The sequence below is a fragment of the Paenibacillus germinis genome, from assembly GCF_013141785.1.
In the GTDB taxonomy this organism is placed as follows: Bacteria; Bacillota; Bacilli; order Paenibacillales; family NBRC-103111; genus Paenibacillus_E; species Paenibacillus_E phytorum.
In genome coordinates this window covers 18,290-39,527 of sequence record NZ_WHOC01000069.1, presented here as the reverse complement: position 1 = coordinate 39,527, position 21,238 = coordinate 18,290, and the positions used below count along the sequence as shown (strand labels likewise).

The window sequence follows — 21,238 nt, the reverse complement described above, 5'->3', positions numbered from 1 at the left end:
TGTATATGCTTTTGCAAGCACACTATTGTTCCTTTTTCGCTCGAAAAAGAGGGAGTTTGTCGTAATTTGTTGAATATGTATACTTAAACTTGATACACAGTCTCAACCAAAGAGAGGGCTTGCCACATGCAATGGATTCGGAACGCTAAAATAAATTACAAGCTGATACTTATGATTGTACTGCCTATGTTGGGGTTGTTATATTTCTCCTCCAATGCCATCTATGAAAAAGTGAAAGAGCTGTCAGAACTGAACAGGTTGCAGTCACTGGTTACAACGGAAATCTACATCAATGATCTGATTCATGAGGTTCAGAAAGAGCGGAGCCTATTATCAGGTTACTTTGAAGATAAAACGGTTACCCGTCAACTAGTTGATCAACGTAAGTTTACTGAAGATAAGACAAATGCTTTTCGTGAGCAATTAAAGTCACTGAACACATCCGTTTTGGGTGATAAGTTTAAGAAAGATGCAAATACTGCTGTAAGCAAGCTAGACCAAATGGTGATTCTTAGGACACAACTTGATCAGGGGAAAGCCAATGAGAATGACACACTTTCCTTTTATTTGGAAACGATAAACAGTCTCTTTGATATGATGCAAAACACGAACGAAATAAGCTCGAATAAACAAATTTCAAACATGCTTACTTCCTATATTTTGTTTTCCAAAAGTAAGGTTGCAGTAAGTAGGGAGCGCGCAGTATTATTTCATGTTTTTTCCGCGAATCGTGCTGATTTCAATGATATTGAACAGATCGGTGTGTTAGAGAACGAACAATTGCTTTATTATAAAGAATCCAAATTACTCGCAACAGAGGCAGCGCAACAACTCTATCAGAAGACGATGAAAGGACAAGATGTTACCGAGGTCGATCGTCTCGTACAACTAGTCCTAAAAGCGGAACCTGGGAAAGCCCTAGGAGTGGATTCTCAGTTATGGTACAACGTGGCGACACAAGAAGTAGATCTTCTTAAAGAGGTTGAGGATGGACTTTCGTCAGAATTAATTCAAAGCATGGAATCAATCAAAAAGAGTAATACACAATCATTGATTGGTGTGGCCATATTTAACGTCGTTATTCTAATCCTCTCATTTTTGGTCATCGTTTTGATATCCAGAATGCTTTTATCTCAAATCCGACTGCTTAAGAGATCTACGGAACTCATTCTGACAGGCGTTACAGATATTCATCTGGATGTTCAATCGAAGGATGAATTTGGCGAGCTGATGGAAGCTTTCAATCACATGGTAGCTAGCTTTAAAGAGGTCATTACCCAGGCAGATCGCATCTCATTAGGAGAATATGAGCAGACGATTGTTCCTCGTTCAGATCGAGATCAGCTGAGTGTGGCATTAATTCGAATGCTGACCTCTTTAAAAGAAACAACCGCTGAAAATGAGCGGCAATTCTGGTTGAAGACGCAGTTAGCTCGTCTGACGGGGCTTGCACAAGGCGTTGCAAGTGTACAGCAGCTAGTGGGTATGCTTATATCTGAAATTTCGCGTCTTGTCGGAGCAGGTCAAGGTATTATGTATTTGAAAGACACTCATTCCAGTCAGAATCAGTCCAATGAATTTGTACTCTTGGGCAGTTATGCTTTTAAAGAAAGAAAGAACGTAGCCAATCGGGTTCGACCTGGGGAAGGTCTAGTGGGTCAATGTATTCTTGAGAAAAAGTCTATCTTGTTATCGAATGTGCCTGGCGATTATATACACATACAATCAGGTCTTGGGGAATCGAAACCGTTCCAAATCGTCGTTCTTCCTATCCTCTTCGAGGAGGAAGTGTTGGCCGTTATAGAGCTTGCCGTTTTTAAACCATTTACTGGCATAGAGCATGATTTATTGGAGCAATTATCCGATACATTGGGCGTTGTCATTCAAGCCGCTAACAGCCGTCAGAAAACGGAAGCTTTATTGCGTGAATCACAACTATTAACGGAAGAGCTTCAAACACAGCAGGAAGAATTGCGCACGGCCAATGAAGAATTGGAAGAGCAGACGCTGATGCTAAAGAAATCCGAAGAAAAGATGCGAATCCAAAGTGAGGAACTTCAGGCAATTAATGAGGAGCTTGAAGAGAAAACTAACTATTTGGAAGTGCAAAAAGCCGACATCGAAAAGCAAAATGCCTTTATTCAATTATCGAAGCAGGACTTAGAAGAAAAAGCCACAGAGTTGGAGCAAGCGAGTCAGTACAAATCAGAGTTTTTGGCCAATATGTCGCATGAACTCCGGACGCCGCTTAACAGCTTGCTGATTTTATCTAAATCATTATCCTCGAATGAAGATGGTAATTTAACAGAAGATCAAATCGAGTCGGCTAAAATTATCCATAGCGGCGGCTTAGATCTATTGACTTTAATTAACGATATTTTGGATTTATCCAAAGTGGAAGCGGGCAAATTGGACATCCAAATGGAAGAAGTGAGGCTGGACGATTTACTTCAGTCACTTCGTTACCAATTTAATCCAGTTGCCAAAGAAAAGGGCCTTTCGTTTATTTTAAAACTTGATGATCAAATCCCGGAAATCGTGACGACTGATGGTCAGCGTACCGAACAAATCCTGAAAAACCTTTTATCCAATGCATTTAAGTTTACGGCTTCTGGAAGCGTTACGGTTGAGATCGCGCGTGCTGGAACAGGAACGGCTTATCAAAATAACCATCTGGAAGAAAATGGAGCTATAGCTTTGACTGTAACCGATACGGGGATAGGTATTCCTGCTAGCAAACAGCAAGCTATATTCGAAGCTTTTCAGCAGGCGGATGGCACGACGAGTCGTAAATATGGAGGAACGGGACTTGGTTTAACCATTTCTAGAGAGTTAGCTAAGCTATTGGGCGGCGAGATTCATATGCGAAGTACCGATGGGAAAGGAAGCAGCTTTACGCTTTATCTCCCGCTCGGAGGAGCAGCTAACGTCGAAATGATGGAGCCAAAAATAGCATCGATAAAAGTTGCTGCAGCAGCCGATTCTCTACAGATTTCAAGCGAATTATTGATTGCAAGCACTATGGAGGATCATCTTTTAGCGACACAGCCATCGAAAACGTTCTTGCCTGATGATCGCGAAAACCTAAAGAATAGCGTGCAAGACAAAGTTATTTTGATCGTGGAAGATGATCCGGCGTTCGCCAAAATTCTTATGGACATGTCTTACAAAAAGGGATTCAAGTGCCTTGCGGCAGGAGATGGCTTCAGTGCCCTTCAATTAGCCAAGCAGTATATTCCAAGCGCAATTCTTTTGGATTTGGGGCTTCCGGATATGGACGGCCTGAAGGTCCTGGATCATTTGAAATATCATAATGAAACACGTCACATTCCTGTGCACATCATTTCAGGTCGAGATAGAAGCTCAGACTCCTTACAGCGCGGGGCCATCGGCTATTTGTCCAAACCGATTCTAGCGGAAGACATCGAAGCTGTTTTTAACAAAATTGAGCATAAGCTGCAAGAGCGCATCCAACAGGTCTTAGTGGTTGAGGATGATTTGAATAATCAAAAGGCTATTCATGAACTGCTCAAGCATAAGAAGGTTGACATCCATAGTGTTTCTACGGGTAAAGAAGGTCTGCAGCTTATGCGATCACAACCCTTTGATTGTGTGATTCTGGATCTAACATTGCCGGATATGACTGGCTTTGAACTGCTGCAGCAGTTAGTTGTTGATTCAGAGGGCTCCATACCGCCGATCATTATTAATACAGGAAAAGAGCTCACACAGGAAGAGTATAAGGAATTAAACCAGTTTACGGACAGCATTGTGATTAAAGGAGCGAATTCACCGGATCGCTTGCTGGATGAGGTTTCTCTCTTCCTTCATAGCGTACATAAATCCCTTCCACAAGCGCAGAAAGAAATGATTCGTATGGTGCGTGATTCCGATGAAACCTTGAAGGGACGCAAAATTTTGCTGGTGGATGATGACCTTCGCAACACGTTTGCTTTATCCAAAATATTAAGAAAACATGGCTTGGATGTCGTGATGGCGGATAATGGGAAGCTGGCTTTGGATAAAATGGAAAGTGAAACCGGGATCGAGCTGGTTATTATGGATATTATGATGCCGGTGATGGACGGTTATGAAGCCATAAGTCATATTCGCACCATGCCGAAGTTCCAGTCCCTCCCGATTATCGCCTTAACCGCAAAGGCCATGACAGGTGACCGTGAAAAATGTATAGAGAGGGGAGCCAATGATTATATGACGAAACCGGTGGATACCGATAAATTATTATCATTAATCAGGGTTTGGCTCTTACGATAAAAAATGCCAGAAAAACTAGCAGAAAAGATTGAAGTCGATCTTGTATTGGAAGCTATTTATAAGCGGCATGGGTATGATTTTCGTAACTATGCCCGTTCCTCTTTAATGAGAAGATTACACTATGTCAGGCAGAAATCAAGTCTTGGACGACTGTCTGATATGATTCCATTGGTACTCTATGATGAAGCGTTTGCCAATCAATTACTGCTGGATATATCGGTAACCGTAACCGAAATGTTTCGGGACCCTGAGTTTTTTGTTGAGCTGCGCAGTATCGTGATTCCTATGCTGAAGACGTATCCATTTGTGAAAATATGGCATGCCGGTTGTGCAACTGGGGAAGAAGTTTACTCGATGGCTGTTTTACTGGAAGAAGAAGGCTTCTATGATCGTGTTCAGATTTACGCGACGGATATGAATCAAGAGTCACTATCTACTGCGGAAGAAGGCATTTACCCGTTAGAAAGTATCCGGAATTTCACTAAGAATTATCAAAAAAGCGGAGGCAAGGCCTCCTTCTCGGATTACTATCATGCTAAATATCAGATGGGCAAAATGAAGGAAGATTTGAAAAGAAACATCGTGTTCTCACAGCATAATTTGGCAACGGACAATGCCTTTGGTGAGATGCATCTCATTATTTGTAGGAATGTGCTCATTTACTTTGATAAGCAATTGCAAAATCAAGTCTATCAGCTTTTCAATCAAAGTCTTGTTCCACGCGGTTTCCTGTGTCTCGGAAGTAAGGAATCTATCGAGTTTTCAGAGATCCAGTCGCAGTATGAAGCACTCTCCTCTAAGTGGAGAATTTTTAGGAAGCAGCTGCCATTGTAAGACAGGTTATAGAGAGGGAGTGAGCCCATGCGCCCATTGGAAGCCGTTGTTGTGGGGGTATCGGCAGGCGGGCTTAAGGCACTCTCGCGTCTGTTATCTTATCTCCCGTCGGACTACAGATTACTGATTATCATCGTTCAGCATATTTTGGAGAGCAGTGACAGCTATTTAGCTGAATATTTAAATACACAAGTTGCTATACACGTCAAAGAAGCGATAGATAAAGAGACCATTCGACCTCATCACGTTTATCTCGCTCCACCTGGATATCATTTGCTCATTGAAGATGATCGATCGTTAAGCCTATCCATTGATCCTAAAGTCAATTATTCTCGGCCTTCGATTGACGTTTTGTTTGATAGTGCAGCGTTTGTCTTCCAAGAGGGGTGTGTAGGCGTTGTCTTAACGGGAGCTAATCGAGATGGAAGTGCTGGACTCAGGACGATCAAGGAGAGTGGCGGCTTAACGATTGTGCAGGAACCTGAAACGGCGGAGTTCCCTGTCATGCCACAAGCAGCAATTGACACTGTAAAGGTTGATTATATTTTGTCCTTAGAAGACATAGGAAAGTTTCTGAGACAATTACATGATCTCGAACGAATCCATCATTCTAAGAGTTAGGAGGGCCTATATGGATACTCAGAAAAATAGGCATCAGGCGCCAAAAATTTTAGTCGTTGATGATCGGAAAGAAAATTTATTCGCTATGCAGAAAATTTTACAAGTGCTTCATTGTGAAGTGTATGTCGTCCAATCAGGCAACGAAGCCTTATCCTATACCCTGCGCCATGATTTTGCGCTTATTTTACTTGATGTGAATATGCCGGAAATGGATGGCTTTGAGCTTGCGGAGCTGCTGCGAAGTAACGAGGAAACGAAGCATATTCCCATCATTTTTGTAACAGCCAGTAATAAAGAGGACCAGAGCGTATTCAAAGGGTATGAGAGCGGCGCTGTGGATTATTTGTTCAAGCCTGTCAATGCCGATATTCTGCTCAGCAAAGTAAAAATATTTCTAGAACTCAATCGAAGAAATAAAGAGCTAGAGGCCATTCAATCGGAGCTTGAGCGCAGTAACGAGAGCTTAAGGGAGTTCGCCCAGGTCGTTTCGCATGATTTGAAAAATCCGCTGAATGTAATTACAGGGTTGAGCGAGCTTCTTATAGCAAGACATAGTGCGGATATGACGCCAAAAGGTAAAGAATATATGAACCAAATTTCAGCGACTGCTGATCGGATGAACCACTTAATCACCGATTTGCTCTCTTATGCCCAATTAAACGCGAAATCGGTTACTTTCGGAAATGTTGATTTGAATGAAGTCGTGATGAATGTGATATCGGACCTAAGCAGCACGATTGAACATAATGAAGGACAGGTTATCATTCAAGACAGGCTTCCAATTATTCAAGCGGATGCAACACAAATGTATCAACTATTTCAAAATATTATCGCAAACGGGCTGAAGTATCGTAGGAAGGAACAATCGCCGATTATTCAGATTTCCTTATTGGAAGGAAATGAACCGGATACCTTTGTCATTCAAATCCAAGATAATGGCATTGGTATGAAAAATGAGGACATCCCATCGATTTTCACTCCCTTCAAACGGCTGGACAATGCCAAAGCCTACGAGGGTACCGGTCTAGGGCTTGCCACGGTGCAGAAAATCATTGAAAGACATGATGGCCTCATGGAAGTGGAAAGTATTCTCGGTGAAAGATCAACTTTTCGTGTGCATCTGCCAATATCTCAAGGTTTTTAAAACAAAGTGAAACGGATTCTGTGAGAGCATTGGTTTAACCCAGGGGTTTTTCCAATGTCTATTATAAGGGGAACACTTCAAACCGCCGCGGCGGTTTTTTTGTCCACCCAATCACAGGCAGGCCGCACCCTTAGTTCTTCTATCAGCATCCCAAATTCAACCCGCGTACGGTCTCACCAGATTTTCGCGGAACGTAGAAGCCTTATTTTGCTCAAAAACGCCTATATCACGTTTTCGCGGAACGAGGAGCCTCTATTTCCCGCTTTCGAGGTGTAAAAACCGGTAAAACACCAAAATAACGCCACCTCGTTCCGCGTACGGGCCCTGCAACGGCATAACCACCGAAATAACGGCTCCTCGTTCCACGTGATCCTCAGATTAGCCGCTTATATGCCGAACGAAATCACTCCACGGAGTCTCGATTTCTAGCCGACCTATAATCCATGGATTTGACCAGATGTTTATCTGTATTTGAACAGATTTCTATCTACCTGCCCTCGCACCAAACTTTCTGCTAAACACTCCGATAACAGAGCACGTCACATGGCCCAATCACAGGCAGGCCGCACCCTTAGTTCTTCTATTTGCAACCGAAATTCAATCCGCACTTGATATCACTAGATTTTCACGGAACGTAGATGTCTTATTTTGTTATCGTTTGGAGTTGTACAACGTACAACAATGAGAAGTCAACCCCTCGATTCACCACGTCGTTTTAGCCCAAAAGTTGTTTGTTCTTCATATAGGTCTCGATGATATCAAGAAGGGACTTATTTTTGATCGGTTTGCTCAAATAATCATCCATGCCCGCAGTGAGGCAGCTTTCGCGATCTTCTTTTAAGGCATTCGCAGTTACGGCGACGATCATGGGACATCGTTCTGGCGGGAGTGTTTGTTTAATCATTGCGGTTGCATCTAATCCGTTAATGATCGGCATTTGGAGATCCATAAATATGATATCAAAGCGGTCCCTTAAGGCGAACTTCACTGCTTCTTCGCCGTTAGCAGCAACTGTAATGATATGCCCCTGCTTCTCTAGCATTTTAATTAAAACAAATTGATTAATGGCATTGTCTTCGGCGATAAGTATGTGTAGGGAAGCATACGCGATACCTTCGTTCGTATTACCTTGGTATTCATATGAATGGTGATCCTCTTTGAGACAAATGGTGAAGATGATCGTAGTGCCTGGATCGTCGGTAGGTTCTACCCAAATATCGCCGCCCATAAGTCGGACCAGCTTTTTCGAAATAGCTAAGCCAAGCCCTGTACCCTCGTATTTGCGTGTCATGACATGATCGACTTGATTGAAAGGCTCGAAGATATAGCTTCGCTTATCAGCTGGAATGCCGATTCCGCTATCTTTTACAATGAATTCGAGTTGTATGATGTGATCTTCTTGTACGCGTTTGTTGACATGTACGGAGATTCCACCGAATGGTGTAAACTTGATGGCATTGCCAACCAAATTAATAAGTACCTGCTTCAACCGTTCTGAATCGCCCACTACTGAGCGAGGGACGTTTGGAGCTACTGTAAATGTCGTGATTAACTGCTTTTCATCCGCTTTGGTCGATAAAATATTAAACGTTTCAGATATCGTGTCTCGGATATCGAAAGGGATTTCATGTAATTCTGTTTTACCGGATTCAATTTTGGAGAAGTCTAAAATGTCATTAATGATACGAAGTAGCGTTTCACCGCTCTTATGAATAATCTCTACGTACTCTTTTTGTTCTTCGTCTAACGTTGTCGTTTGCAGCAAAAGATCTGTCATTCCGATAACGCCATTCATCGGCGTCCGAATTTCATGGCTCATTATCGCCAGAAATTCACTCTTCGCTTTATTCGTATTCTCAGCGGTTTCCTTCTCAATCATTAATTTCTTCTGTTCTGTCATGTCCTTGGCAATGATATAGTACCCAACATTCATTTCGTTCATGATGATGGGAGCGATGGTCGTCAGTACTTCAACAATATGACCATTGATTTGACGAATATGATCAATCTTCTTCTCCATGGAAGCATCATGTAGGGAATCGGTAAGGATTTGTTTTACATTGTTTTTGCCTACAAATCTGGAAAAAGGCATTCCTACGAATTCATTGTTGTAGAAGCCTAACAACTCTTGTGCCCGCGTATTGCCGTTGACAATAGTTCCGTCCAAATCAAGCGAAATGACGGCATCATGTGTATGCATTTTCAGAGGGGTATAACGATCAATGGACTCTTGAAGCTTTTGTTCAATAGACTTGAGCTGTGAAATATCTGTCATATGAACGATACCATAGAGAGGCTGCCCGGTTTGAGTATCATAAACGAAAGTGAGTTGGACGGATGTCCATATGGTGTCGCCATTTTTGTGCAAATAACGGATATCCATGGTAAAAGAAGAAGACACACGAGCTAACAAGTTTTGAACTTGATCCGTGTAGGGCAGCCAATCATCAGGAAAGGTGATTTCACGCATGTTAAGCTTCTCGAACTCATCTTCCGAATATCCGAGAATCGAGCAATATGCTGGATTAACTTTCATTAGGGACCCGTTTAAGGATAAACAGGCAATCCCATGAGGAGAGAACTGAACCATCTGCTCGAAGAAACGATGGTTATCGTGTTGTAAGCTGCTCATCATTAGCCCCCAATCATTTTACCCATATATAACCATCATAAGCTTTTTTTGAAACGAAAACGACTTTGGGCTAGGTGTTCGAACTAACGGAAATCCTCCGATTGGTTCTTTTTGTTGTATTGATTTCTGAAAACTTCAGGCGTCAAACCGACGGATTTGCGAAATGTAGAGATGAAATGCGAAGCGTCGAGGAAGCCGGTCGCTTCGGCGATCTGTTTCACCGTTTGATTAGGCTGAGCGATTAGCAATTCCTTGGATTTCTGTAGGCGAAGCTGTAGTAAGTATTGGTAAGGAGAGAGGCCAAACGCTTTGCGGAACAATGTATTGACATGTTGAGAGCTTATGCCAAGCAGCTGAGACATCCATCCCAGTCCTACCTCGGAAGATGCGAAGCTAATCTCAAGCTCGAGCAAAAGCGGCAGCAAACGCTCGTGACTTTGGGAAAAGGATGCGCTTTTATTTACGTTGCCGTGCTTTTTAAGCAGAGTAAGGAATTGATAAATTTCAAGTGAACCATTCATACCTGTAAAGTCATGGCTGTAGCGGTACTTTTCGTAATAGTACTCATGAATACTAGCGAGAGGGGTTTCCATACCCCAGCTAATTGCTGTGGATAATGGTATCTCTAAGGCATATACAATGGAAGCAGCGAGCGCACCATCGAAGGTTAAATACCACGTCGACCACTTGGCGGCAGTGATGTTATATTCATGCGGGACGCCGGCAGGCAGAAGCATGCCTTGATTCTCATTCAGCTTGATGGATCCGCTTTCGAGGATGATCTCTCCGCTGCCTTCAATGGTTTGGAGCCAATGGAAGCAGGGGTAGCCTTCTTCTCGCTTGTAGAACTTCTGCTCATTTTCGTAACCGACTGTTTCCAGGATGAGAGGAAGCTTCCGATCCGTTTCTGTAATGAGGAAAAATTTCCTGTAATCGGTAGCCATCGCTCTGAGGTTCAACTCTTTCATTTTTTAATATGTGATGCGTATTATCTTATATTTTAAAAGAAATTATTGTCTTGTACAATAATAAGATAGTTGAAGAAATTTATACAATCTATAGAAGTGAGGAATTCAAGAGATGGCTAAAAAATTCGTATATACACCGCCCGTAAACGGATACCCGGAATGGAATAATAATCCTCAGATTTTTCAATTAAACCGCATGGAAGCTCATGCCACATTAATGCCTTACAAATCCGAAGACGAGGCACTAACGGGAGTTCGTGAAGCGTCCGATTCTTACCAATCATTGAATGGGACTTGGAAGTTTCATTTTGCTGAGAATGCGCAAGGCCGTCCGCAAGAGTTTTACAAGAGCGACTACGATTGCAGCAGTTGGGCGGACATCGCCGTACCGTCCCATTGGCAGCTGCAAGGCTTCGACTATCCGCAGTATACGAATATCATCTATCCTTGGGTAGGCCATGAAGATTTGAAGGCTCCATTTGCACCGGTAAAGTATAACCCTGTGGGCTCATATTCCCGCAGCTTTACGGTCCCGGCAGCATGGAAAGATCAACCCGTATACATGAGCTTTCAAGGGGTTGAATCGGCTTTTTATGTGTGGGTTAACGGCGATTTGGCGGGCTTTAGTCAGGATTCGTTTACACCTGCGGATTTTGATATTACACCTTACTTGGTAGAAGGCGAGAATAAGCTTGCCGTCGAGGTTTACCGTTGGAGTGATGCAAGCTGGCTGGAGGATCAAGATTTCTGGCGGTTAAGCGGTATTTTCCGCGATGTGTATATGTATAGTACGCCAACAACGCATATTTCAGATTTCAAGGTGCTGACGAATCTGGACGATTCCTTCGAGAATGCGGAGCTGCGTATTCAAGCAAAAGTCACGAATTACGATGGACTTAGCAGCGGCACACGCCGTGTGGAAGCTTCTCTTTATGATAGTGAGTTGAAGCCGCTATGGAATGAGCCTCTTTCTGTAGAAGTAAATGTAAGTGGCGCTGTTAAACAGGAAGTAGAGCTCTCCGTCCAAGTGGATCGGCCTGCAAAATGGAGCGCGGAGAAGCCAACTCTATATACACTTGTTTTGAGCTTAAGAGATGAAAATGGCTCGCTGCTGGAAACGGAAAGCTGCAAGGTGGGTTTCCGTAAATTCGAAATCCAAGATGGTTTGATGAAGATCAATGGTGAGCGTATTGTGTTCAAAGGCGTTAATCGTCATGAATTCGATACGGATCGTGGCCGTTCTGTTGATAAGGCAAGCATGCTTGCTGATATTTTGCTCATGAAACAACACAATATCAATGCTGTACGGACTTCGCACTATCCAAACGACCCGCACTGGTATGAACTATGTGACCAATATGGGCTGTATGTCATTGATGAAACGAACCTCGAGACACATGGCTCATGGACCTATGGATCTGACGTTGAAGGAGACGCTGTACCGGGAAGTAAGCCAGAATGGACGGGAGCTGTGCTGGACCGGGCGAATTCGATGATGCAAAGAGATAAGAACCATCCTTCAATTGTGATTTGGTCGCTAGGCAATGAGGCGTTCGGTGGCGATAACTTTATTAAAATGCACGACTTCTTGCGTGTTGCCGATCCTTCAAGAGTTGTACATTACGAAGGAGTTTTCCACTTCCGCGCATCAGATGCGGCGTCGGACATTGAAAGTCAAATGTACACCAAAATTGAGAAAATCGAAGAATACGCGAGAAATAAGCCGAAGAAACCGTTTATTCTGTGTGAATACAGCCATGCGATGGGGAATTCATGCGGCAATTTATTTAAGTACTGGGAGTTGTTTGATAAGTATCCGGTTCTCCAAGGTGGCTTTATTTGGGACTGGATCGATCAATCGATCCGAACAACAACACCAGAGGGTGTTACCTACCAAGCTTACGGCGGCGATTTCGGGGATACACCGAATGATGGCAACTTCTGTGGTAACGGATTAATTTTCGCTGATCGGACGCCATCACCGAAGATCTATGAAGTGAAGAAATGCTACCAGAATGTGAAGTTTGAAGCAGTCGATCTTGCTAGTGGCCAAGTGAAAGTGACGAATCAGTATTTATTTACGGATCTGAGTGAGTTTGATTGGACATGGTCCATCGCACGTAATGGTGAGCCTGTAGGTGAAGCCAATCGTGGACAATTCACTGTGAAGCCAGGAGAAACAGCTGTAATTGAGTTGGCTCTAGATCGTATGGAAACCATTTTGCCGAAAGATGAGTTCGTTCTGACGATCAGTCTACAGCTGAAAGAAGATACGATTTGGGCGCAGAAAGGACATGAAATCGCTTGGGAGCAATTCTTGCTTCCAGTTCGTAAAGCTGCTTGGTCTCATTCTGAACAGGCAGCCCTAGAATCCGCGGCGACCTTGTCCACTCTAGAAGCTGTACAAATTTCATCAACAAAGGAAACACTTAGCCTTAAGGGAGGCAGCTTCTCTCTTCAATTCAATGCTGCAACGGGTGATCTCATTTCCTACATGTACGAGGGAAGCGAGCTGTTCCTGACAGGTCCTGCACCAAATTTCTGGCGTGCTTATACCGATAACGATCGCGGCAACCAGCATCACATTCGCTGCGCGCCATGGCAAGAGGCGGGAAGTGGAAGAACGCTGCAATCTTTGACAGCTAAATCGATTGGCGATGGCCGCGCCGAGGTGCAGGTTCGCTTCGAATTAGCGACAAAACCAACTTCCGAGGTGCAATTGGTTTACACGGTATCACCTAGCGGGGAAGTAGAAGTACGTATGGAGCTCGTGCCTGGAGCTCATTTACCTGAAATTCCGGAGATTGGCGTACTCTTCCAATTAGACAGCTCCTTCCAGCAATTGAACTGGTACGGTCGCGGTCCACATGAGAACTATTGGGACCGTGCAACCTCCGCCAAGCTGGCTTTGCACAGCGGTACCGTTGAGGAACAGTTCGTTCCATACTTACGCCCGCAGGAATGCGGCAATAAAACGGATGTGCGCTGGGCGACGTTGACAGATGCGAACGGGCGTGGACTCCGCATTACAGGACTTCCTACCGTTGAATTGAACGCTTTGCCTTATTTACCTTCCGAGTTGGAAGCTCATGACCATACGTATAAGCTGCCGGCTAGCGACAAAGTCGTGCTGCGGGTGAACTATAAGCAGATGGGTGTTGGCGGGGATGACAGTTGGGGAGCCAGAACACACCCAGAGTTCACGCTGTATGCAAACCGTAATTATGCGTACTCTTTCACGTTTAAAGGAATTTAAGTGATTCATTTCAAATGAAAAGTGCCACTTCAATCTACAGGCTTGCTGTAGTTGTAGTGGCACTCTTTTTATTTTAATGAGAAATGGCTGCTTCGGTTTCTTGGGCTGGATCCAGCTTCTCTTTGCTCATCGCGATGGCACAAACGAAAGCAAGAATAGCAGGAAGTATAGTCCAAGCGAAAGTGAGAACGATGGAAGACGATAATGCGGTTGTGATTTTCTCGAGAACAGGTGCAGGAATCTCCATTCGTTTCGCGGGATCAAGCAGCGTATGCGAGTCCCCGGTTGGTATTGCCGCTCCCGTTTGACCTTGACCTGCAAACACATCCGTCAATTTTCGCGTTAAAGCATGACTCTGAACAATTCCGAAAACGGTGATTCCCAGCGTCATCCCCAAGGAGCGGAGGAAGTTCAGTGTTGATGAGGCTGAACCACGCTGCCGTGGCTCGAACAGATGAATGGCTGCATTACTTAATACAGAGAAGGAAGCACCTATGCCAAGTCCGATAATAATCATGTAGATCGTGACAAGCCAACGAGGGGATTCTGGCGATAATGTCGTCAAGAGAGCTGTTCCGACAATAAGGAGGAAGGTTGTTGGAATCATAATCGCACGATAACTCATTTTATTCATTAAGAAACCGCCGCCTGTTGCCGTTACAACGGAGCCTAACATCATAGGAAGAAGAACTAAGCCCGAATTGGTAGCGGTCCCGCCTAATACACCTTGAATGAAAATCGGGATATAGACGGATGCTGTGATAAAAGCTGCGCCGCTAAAAATGGCAACGGCATTGCTTGATGCATACAAACGATTTTTGAACATCGCAAAAGAGATAATAGGTTCAGCAGCGCGACGCTCAACGAAGACGAAGATGATTGTTAGCACCGCAAATAGAGCGAATAAACCAAGGATGAATGCTGATTCCCAAGCGTATTCCTTGCCGCCTAATTCAAGAGCGAACATGAGGGAGACGATGGCACCAACAAGTGTAAATGCGCCCCACCAGTCGATTCTTTGTTTAGAATGCTCAACGGATTCACGATAGAAGAAGGCCACAAAAACAAGTGAGATCAAACCAAGAGGGAGGTTAATGTAAAATACCCATTTCCAATTCACATAATCTGTAATATAAGCACCAAGCAGTGGTCCGAAAATGCTAGACATGCCGAACACGGCGCCAAACAATCCACCTAGTTTACCGCGGCTTTCTGCGGGAACGGCATCGAACATAATCGTGAAAGCAACCGGTAACATGGCGCCGCCGCCGATACCTTGAATAGCGCGATAGACACTGAGCTCTATTATCGAACTTGCTGTTCCACATAGGATGGATCCAAGCATGAACACGATAACACCAAAGATGAAAAACTTTTTGCGTCCGTACATATCGGAAAGTTTGCCGAATATCGGCATGCCGGCCATTTCCGCCACCATATAAGCCGAAGTGACCCAAACGAATTTATCCAATCCGCCTAATTCACCGATGATGGTGCCCATGGCTGTGGCTACAATGGTATTGTCCATGGCGGCCATTAGGATACCCAGCAGCAGCCCGGCAATTACGATGCCTAACCCTTTGTTTTTGTTTTGCGCTACCATAATGATTGATTTTCCTCACTTTCTCTGAACCCGATTTAATTTTTTCTATGGGAAGAGTTACTTAATGATAGTAACATGACTTAAGTTGGCTTTAAACCCTTTTAACAAATAGGTATGAGCTCAGTTTGACCAGATGCACAGACGGTGATAACTTAAGAATGAAACATATTCGAAATTAGTTACTGTTAAAATGAGAGGTGGCATTCATTGTGGCAATCAATCCGGCACAAACGATTGTAGGCTTAGTAGGAACAGGTGTCATGGGCAAAAGTATGGCAGGCCATTTTATTCAAGCAGGCTACGAGGTACATATATATAATCGAACGAAATCCAAGGCTCAGGAGCTGTTAGATCAGGGTGCTCACTGGCAGGATTCACCAGGACTACTAGCGCAGCAATGTAATGTAATTATTACCATGGTAGGCTTCCCTAAGGACGTAGAAGAGATTTATTTAGACGAAAATGGCATTCTTGCTAACACTAAGCCGGGCAGCTACGTAATTGATATGACAACATCTAGTCCAATGCTTGCCAAACAAATTTATGAAAAAGCACTCGCGCGTCAAGTGTATTCATTAGATGCTCCTGTTTCAGGCGGAGATATTGGAGCTAAGGAAGCGAGACTTTCGATTATGGTTGGGGGCTCGCGTGAAGCTTTTGATGCCATGCTGCCGCTTTTTGAGAAGATTGGCACGAACATCGTCTATCAAGGAGAAGCGGGTGCAGGCCAGCATACGAAAATGTGCAACCAAATCGCAATTGCAAGTAATATGATGGGCGTTGTTGAAGCGCTGGTGTATGCGAAGAAATCAGGACTGGATCCTTCGACTGTGCTCAAAAGTATTGAGTCGGGCGCGGCGGGCAGCTGGTCCTTAAGTAACCTGGCACCGCGCATCATCGCTGGGAATTTTGCTCCTGGCTTTTATGTAAAGCACTTCATCAAAGATATGAAGATCGCTCTTCAATCTGCCGAGGAAATGAAGGTGGAGCTGCCTGGACTTTCGCTAGCGAAATCCCTTTATGAGCAGCTAGCGGCGAGCGGTGAAGAAGACAGCGGTACTCAAGCGTTGTTTAAGATTATTAATAAGTAGCTCAGAATGATGAGCTATTGAAGGAGAGCATCCCGTGAGGGATGCTTTTTTGATTTTAGGCGGGAAAAAAGCGCGAAAACCGAGCTTACATGGACGCAGCATCATATCATGACAGGTTCTCGAATACATATGAATTAGGGAAATGGAAGGTTGTCACATACATAATCCTGTAAGCAATGAGAGCGCTTTGAACAGTGTTTTAACATTTTACTAAAGAGGTGATTGTAGGATGAGTACGGAAAAAAACAAGCTCACGACCAGCTGGGGAGCTCCAGTTGGGGACAACCAAAACTCGATAACGGCGGGGTCGCGGGGTCCAACGTTGATTCAAGATGTCCACCTTTTAGAGAAACTGGCACACTTTAACCGAGAGCGTGTACCTGAGCGAGTCGTTCATGCCAAAGGGGCCGGAGCGCACGGCTATTTGGAAGTTACGCAAGATTTGACGAAGTATACAAAAGCGAGCTTATTCTCAGAGGTAGGCAAGCGTACACCTTTGTTCGTTCGATTTTCGACCGTGGCGGGTGAGAATGGTTCTTCAGACACAGTTCGGGACCCGCGCGGGTTCGCTGTGAAATTTTATACCGATGAAGGCAATTATGACTTGGTCGGCAATAATACGCCTGTATTTTTCATTCGCGACGCGATTAAATTCCCTGACTTTATTCATACTCAGAAAAGACACCCCCAAACTCACTTGAAAAATCCAAATGCTGTCTGGGATTTCTGGTCATTATCTCCTGAATCTTTGCATCAGGTCACGATACTAATGTCCGATCGGGGGATTCCCGCAACGTTGAGGCATATGCATGGATTTGGCAGTCACACGTTTAAATGGGTCAATGCCGAGGGTGAAGGTGTGTGGGTGAAGTATCATTTTAAAACCGAACAAGGCGTTCAGAACTTAGCTCCAGATGTTGCTGCACAGCTCGCAGCCGACAATCCGGATTATCATACGGAAGACTTGTTTAACGCGATTGATAAAGGCGATTTCCCTGCTTGGAAGCTATGTGTACAGATCATGCCGCTTGAGGATGCAAATACGTACCGTTTTGATCCATTCGACGTCACGAAAGTTTGGTCACAGAAAGATTACCCTTTAATTGAAGTTGGGCGTATGGTGCTGGATCGTAATCCAGAAAATTATTTTGCTGAGGTAGAACAAGCCACATTTTCACCAGGGACACTAGTACCAGGAATCGATGTATCACCAGATAAAATGCTGCAAGGTCGTTTGTTTGCTTATGGGGATGCACATCGCTATCGGGTAGGGGCTAATCATCAGACTTTACCAATTAATCGCCCGCGGAGTGAAGTAAATAACTATCAGCGTGATGGTCAGATGCGTGCGGATAACAATGGTGGGGGTTCCGTTTATTACGAGCCGAACAGCCTTGGTGGACCAAAGGAAACGCCTGCAGATAAACCGGCACCCTACGAGGTGTCTGGGTCGGCGGATAGTGTTGCCTATGATCATCATGATCATTACACGCAACCAGGTGATTTATATCGCTTGTTAAGTGAAGAGGAACGTACTCGTCTTGTTCAAACGATTGTTGGTGCCATGAAACCTGTTGAGTCGGATGAAATTAAGCTCAGACAGATTGGTCATTTCTATAAGGCAGATCCCGAATATGGGATCCGCGTGGCAGAGGGTCTTGGGTTATCCATACCGGAATGAAGTGAAATAGTGAGAGGCAGCTACCTTTTCGACACAAAAGGATAGCTGTCTTTTTTCTATGGCATATGCTATTGGGAGCAAGGCATAATCCGAAGAGGTGATCAAGGTGGGGACTCGTCTATTATCCGAGCAGCTTGTGAGAAAACGTTTTCCGCATTTGAGATATATCAGAATTCATACCCCTGAAAAGCATAAAGCGACGATCTACGCTTGGAATGGAGATTTGTATTTACCCGAAAAAGATGCTCAAAGCCTACAGCATTTTGCAAGCGGTTACTTATATCCCTATGTCAACTTTCAAGTAAAGGCATATAGCGCGGTTCAACCCGATAAAGTTCCACAACTGCAAGAAATACCGACAGCTATCATCCAAACAGCGATGCGAAGGAATTTGAATCAATATGGCATTCTAGAGGCGATAAACCGATTATTTCCGTATGGTCGTTTAACATTTAACAGATATCAAGCTGCGGATAGTATCATTCATTTTGATTTCCACGCAATTCGATTACTCCATGATAAAGAAAAAAAGGCCATGTATGATTATTTGCAAGAATTGATTCCCTTAGGCTCCTATTGTGAAGTGACCTTTTATTAAGGCTAAGGATTGGAGCGTTCCTCAATACGGAACTCGCTTTCATCCCGCAAATAATTCGTTTCGCCAATCTTTACGTAATGAGTTGTATACTTTTCGATTACGCCTGCGGCAATGAAGACAGGAATATCATCTGCTGTATGTTGAATGACGGCTACCGTAACTTGAGATATCGCAGCCGCGAATAATTCCATATCCGTTGACAGTGTTATGTTCATTGGGCTTTTCACCTCCGGGCACCTTATCTCGTTAAGCCATTCCTCTGATTCTAGCACAGGAACATTAACGTTAAAAGAGTCGGGAACGGTACACGCAGCTTCCGAGGGTGAAAAGCTATCGAATCATGCCGTAGTCACGAATTGTGGTATCTACTTCTACACGGATATCGGCACGTGGATAAACGGATTTCCAATTCAAATTGTTCCATTCCTCATAGCTCATACTATTTCGGACGTAAGTGCCGATCCCCAAGTTATCCCCACCGCTGCGCTGAACATGGCTAACTATTGCTTGAAATTGTTCGCGAATAGCTTCTGACAAATCCTGATTTAAATTTTTTTGTTCTTCCGCTTTTTTGAATGTAGATTTGCCTGAATATTCCAATATATTGCCGCTTAAGCGAATACGGATAAAGACTTGAGGGACGGTGCTTGCACGCCCCTGTTTGTTAACAATGACTTTTCTTTTGCTTGCGATCGCACTAATCATCACCCTTTCTTTCCGTCCAGAGGAACGATCCATAAAAGTAATATCGAACTCACCCATTTTTAAGTTTTTTTTAAGAATAGCAAACATGATGGTTTGTTCTGCACTAATTTTGCTAATATAGCGATCTTTTTTGAAAAGGGCAATCCCGTCGATTTCAACATTATCACCTTTCACAATAAGCATAGGAGCGATTGGATCGGTACCATCGTCATAATAATCGCGTACGAAACTGTAGAGAGATACTTCAGGAACCTCATGGATTTTGGCCTCTTGGGTTAATAACTGATCAATGTGATTCCCGGTGGATCGTATTTGTGCATATTTATGAGTCAACATGTCTACAGCACTGCCGTTAACGATGACGATTTTCAGCTTTTCTCCAACGGTATAATCGCGGCGATAGGAGTCAAGTTCGTTCCAAATCCCCTGTTTAGCCAAGTCTTTCCCGAACAGCATACTTCTCAATTGCCCTGAAACAAGAACTTTGTTAATTTTGCGGGACAATTTGGTCCGCCCATCTTTAGGGGATTCAGCTATGTCTTGTAGAATTTCTGATTGCAGATTGTCTATAGTTCCAACTTTTGGGATGGAGATAGCTATTGACACGTCGGTCTCAGAAGGTTTTCCATTCTCTTCATACACGGAGTCCAAAGCAGCAGTATCAGACATGCCTAATTTCTCAATGCGATTTTGTTCGACACAACCGGTGAGACTCAATAGGAAGACAACCAAGACCCAGTTACGCATAATTCCGCCCTCGATATTTGTTAATTAAAAGGATTACCAATAGGAAGATCGGCAGTAAGAAAGCAACCCCAGCTTCAGTAAATCCAAACAGACCTAGCCAATGTTCGGTATTTTCAAGCTCTGAGGGTATGATAATCAAGGAAGCTAATGGGAAAATCGCTAAAATAACATAGGGGATCCATTGCTTGTTTGAAGTTGGCAGGAGCCATTTTATCGTTTCAATAGCTGCCCAGCTGTATAGGACACTCGTCATGAGAACTCGAAACAAAGTAATATTAAACACGAGATCATCGATTCGTTTCAAAAAGGGGAGTTCCACATACGAGAGCAAATTGAGTACTGGAAACTTCATATGCTGAAGTTGATGCAGGCTGAAAAAGCCAAAGGCAACAAATGCAGTTAACGTATAAGAAAATGTGGTGATCAGATTTGCAATTTGAAAAGCACGGATTAAATGTGTTTTTTCATTGGAATATGGAAATAGCAAAAGGCAGAGTTCATAACCCAGAAAGGATATGTAAACGTCAAGCCATCCTTTGAAGGAGTGAGTGGCATCCTTAAACCAGAAGGTAGTCATTCGTGATAAATCAAAATCTTCATAGGCATAAATCATAAGTAAAAAATTCCAAATAATGATATAAAATGAAAGGACCGCTATTCTGGAGATACTCATAATACCCTTAGTTAAAAGCAAGAAAACAAGAATTTCGAACAAAATATACAAATAAGCGGGATGGAGCGAGGGGAATGATAACGATTTTAGGATTAAAATATATTCTTTACCAACCAAGCTGCCTAGAATTGCCCATAATCCAGTTAAAATCCCGAAAAAAGGAACTAACATGAATTTCGGTAAAGCCGATTGTGAAATTTCGAAAATAGATTTTCCTTTACCTAATCGATAAACGAATGAAATGAGCAGAAGATTGAAAGCGGCAACGGACGAACAGATAAGTAAGGCTGCCCACCCATTTGTACCGATATTCTCAGATAATAGCCGAGGAAGGCTGATAATGACGACACCGGTTTGAGCAAAGTTTGCCATAATGGTCGTCTGATAAAATGGAAGCTTAGCACGCATGA

Annotated in this window: 14 protein-coding genes; 8 read left to right on the top strand and 6 right to left on the bottom strand. The window is 43.6% G+C overall.

What is annotated here, in order from left to right:
* Window positions 1-126 precede the first annotated feature (126 nt).
* The 4 genes from GC102_RS12650 to GC102_RS12635 are packed head-to-tail and all read left to right on the top strand — an operon-like array spanning window position 127 to window position 6,874.
* Entirely contained in the window at window positions 127-4,275 is a 4,149-nt protein-coding gene (locus GC102_RS12650) for a response regulator (RefSeq protein ID WP_171689868.1), read from the top strand.
* A 3-nt stretch (window positions 4,276-4,278) separates the two neighbouring features.
* Window positions 4,279-5,109, top strand: a complete 831-nt coding sequence (locus GC102_RS12645) for a CheR family methyltransferase (protein ID WP_171689867.1) — start codon at window positions 4,279-4,281, stop codon at window positions 5,107-5,109.
* A 27-nt stretch (window positions 5,110-5,136) separates the two neighbouring features.
* Complete coding sequence (locus GC102_RS12640; RefSeq protein WP_171689866.1) at window positions 5,137-5,730, top strand: chemotaxis protein CheB; 594 nt, start codon at window positions 5,137-5,139, stop codon at window positions 5,728-5,730.
* Between the two features lie 10 nt (window positions 5,731-5,740).
* Window positions 5,741-6,874: a response regulator gene (locus GC102_RS12635; RefSeq protein ID WP_171689865.1), complete on the top strand. Its 1,134-nt coding sequence runs from the start codon at window positions 5,741-5,743 to the stop codon at window positions 6,872-6,874.
* A 715-nt stretch (window positions 6,875-7,589) separates the two neighbouring features.
* Here GC102_RS12635 and GC102_RS12630 read toward each other — a convergent pair.
* Both GC102_RS12630 and GC102_RS12625 read right to left on the bottom strand, forming a co-directional pair.
* Window positions 7,590-9,506, bottom strand: a complete 1,917-nt coding sequence (locus GC102_RS12630; protein ID WP_171689864.1) for a PAS domain S-box protein — start codon at window positions 9,504-9,506, stop codon at window positions 7,590-7,592.
* Window positions 9,507-9,589: 83 nt separating this feature from the next.
* Window positions 9,590-10,450 (bottom strand): AraC family transcriptional regulator, encoded by an 861-nt coding sequence (locus GC102_RS12625; RefSeq protein ID WP_171689863.1) that lies wholly within the window; start codon window positions 10,448-10,450, stop codon window positions 9,590-9,592.
* Window positions 10,451-10,586: 136 nt separating this feature from the next.
* On the opposite strand from GC102_RS12625, the gene lacZ reads away from it, so the two are divergent.
* Window positions 10,587-13,730: a beta-galactosidase, LacZ type gene (lacZ, locus tag GC102_RS12620; RefSeq protein WP_171689862.1), complete on the top strand. Its 3,144-nt coding sequence runs from the start codon at window positions 10,587-10,589 to the stop codon at window positions 13,728-13,730.
* Window positions 13,731-13,803: 73 nt separating this feature from the next.
* On the opposite strand, the gene GC102_RS12615 is transcribed toward lacZ, so the two are convergent.
* Entirely contained in the window at window positions 13,804-15,333 is a 1,530-nt protein-coding gene (locus GC102_RS12615) for an MDR family MFS transporter (protein ID WP_171689861.1), read from the bottom strand.
* Window positions 15,334-15,542: 209 nt separating this feature from the next.
* Between GC102_RS12615 and GC102_RS12610 the strand changes: the two genes are divergently transcribed.
* The 3 genes from GC102_RS12610 to GC102_RS12600 all read left to right on the top strand — a co-directional run bounded on the left by GC102_RS12610 (window position 15,543) and on the right by GC102_RS12600 (window position 18,703).
* On the top strand, window positions 15,543-16,424 hold the full coding sequence (locus GC102_RS12610) for an NAD(P)-dependent oxidoreductase (protein ID WP_171689860.1): 882 nt from the start codon (window positions 15,543-15,545) through the stop codon (window positions 16,422-16,424).
* Window positions 16,425-16,653: 229 nt separating this feature from the next.
* Window positions 16,654-18,105 (top strand): catalase KatA, encoded by a 1,452-nt coding sequence (gene katA, locus GC102_RS12605; RefSeq protein WP_171689859.1) that lies wholly within the window; start codon window positions 16,654-16,656, stop codon window positions 18,103-18,105.
* Between the two features lie 106 nt (window positions 18,106-18,211).
* Window positions 18,212-18,703 (top strand): hypothetical protein, encoded by a 492-nt coding sequence (locus GC102_RS12600; RefSeq protein ID WP_171689858.1) that lies wholly within the window; start codon window positions 18,212-18,214, stop codon window positions 18,701-18,703.
* A 2-nt stretch (window positions 18,704-18,705) separates the two neighbouring features.
* Here the strand turns inward: GC102_RS12600 and GC102_RS12595 are convergent, their stop codons facing one another.
* The 3 genes from GC102_RS12595 to GC102_RS12585 form a co-directional block, all read right to left on the bottom strand.
* A complete protein-coding gene (locus tag GC102_RS12595; RefSeq protein ID WP_171689857.1) occupies window positions 18,706-18,918 on the bottom strand; it encodes a hypothetical protein in 213 nt (70 codons plus the stop codon).
* A gap of 115 nt (window positions 18,919-19,033) precedes the next feature.
* Complete coding sequence (locus GC102_RS12590; protein WP_171689856.1) at window positions 19,034-20,155, bottom strand: Ger(x)C family spore germination protein; 1,122 nt, start codon at window positions 20,153-20,155, stop codon at window positions 19,034-19,036.
* Entirely contained in the window at window positions 20,148-21,236 is a 1,089-nt protein-coding gene (locus GC102_RS12585) for a GerAB/ArcD/ProY family transporter (RefSeq protein ID WP_171689855.1), read from the bottom strand. Before GC102_RS12585 ends, GC102_RS12590 begins: the two co-directional genes overlap by 8 nt.
* Window positions 21,237-21,238: the final 2 nt, after the last annotated feature.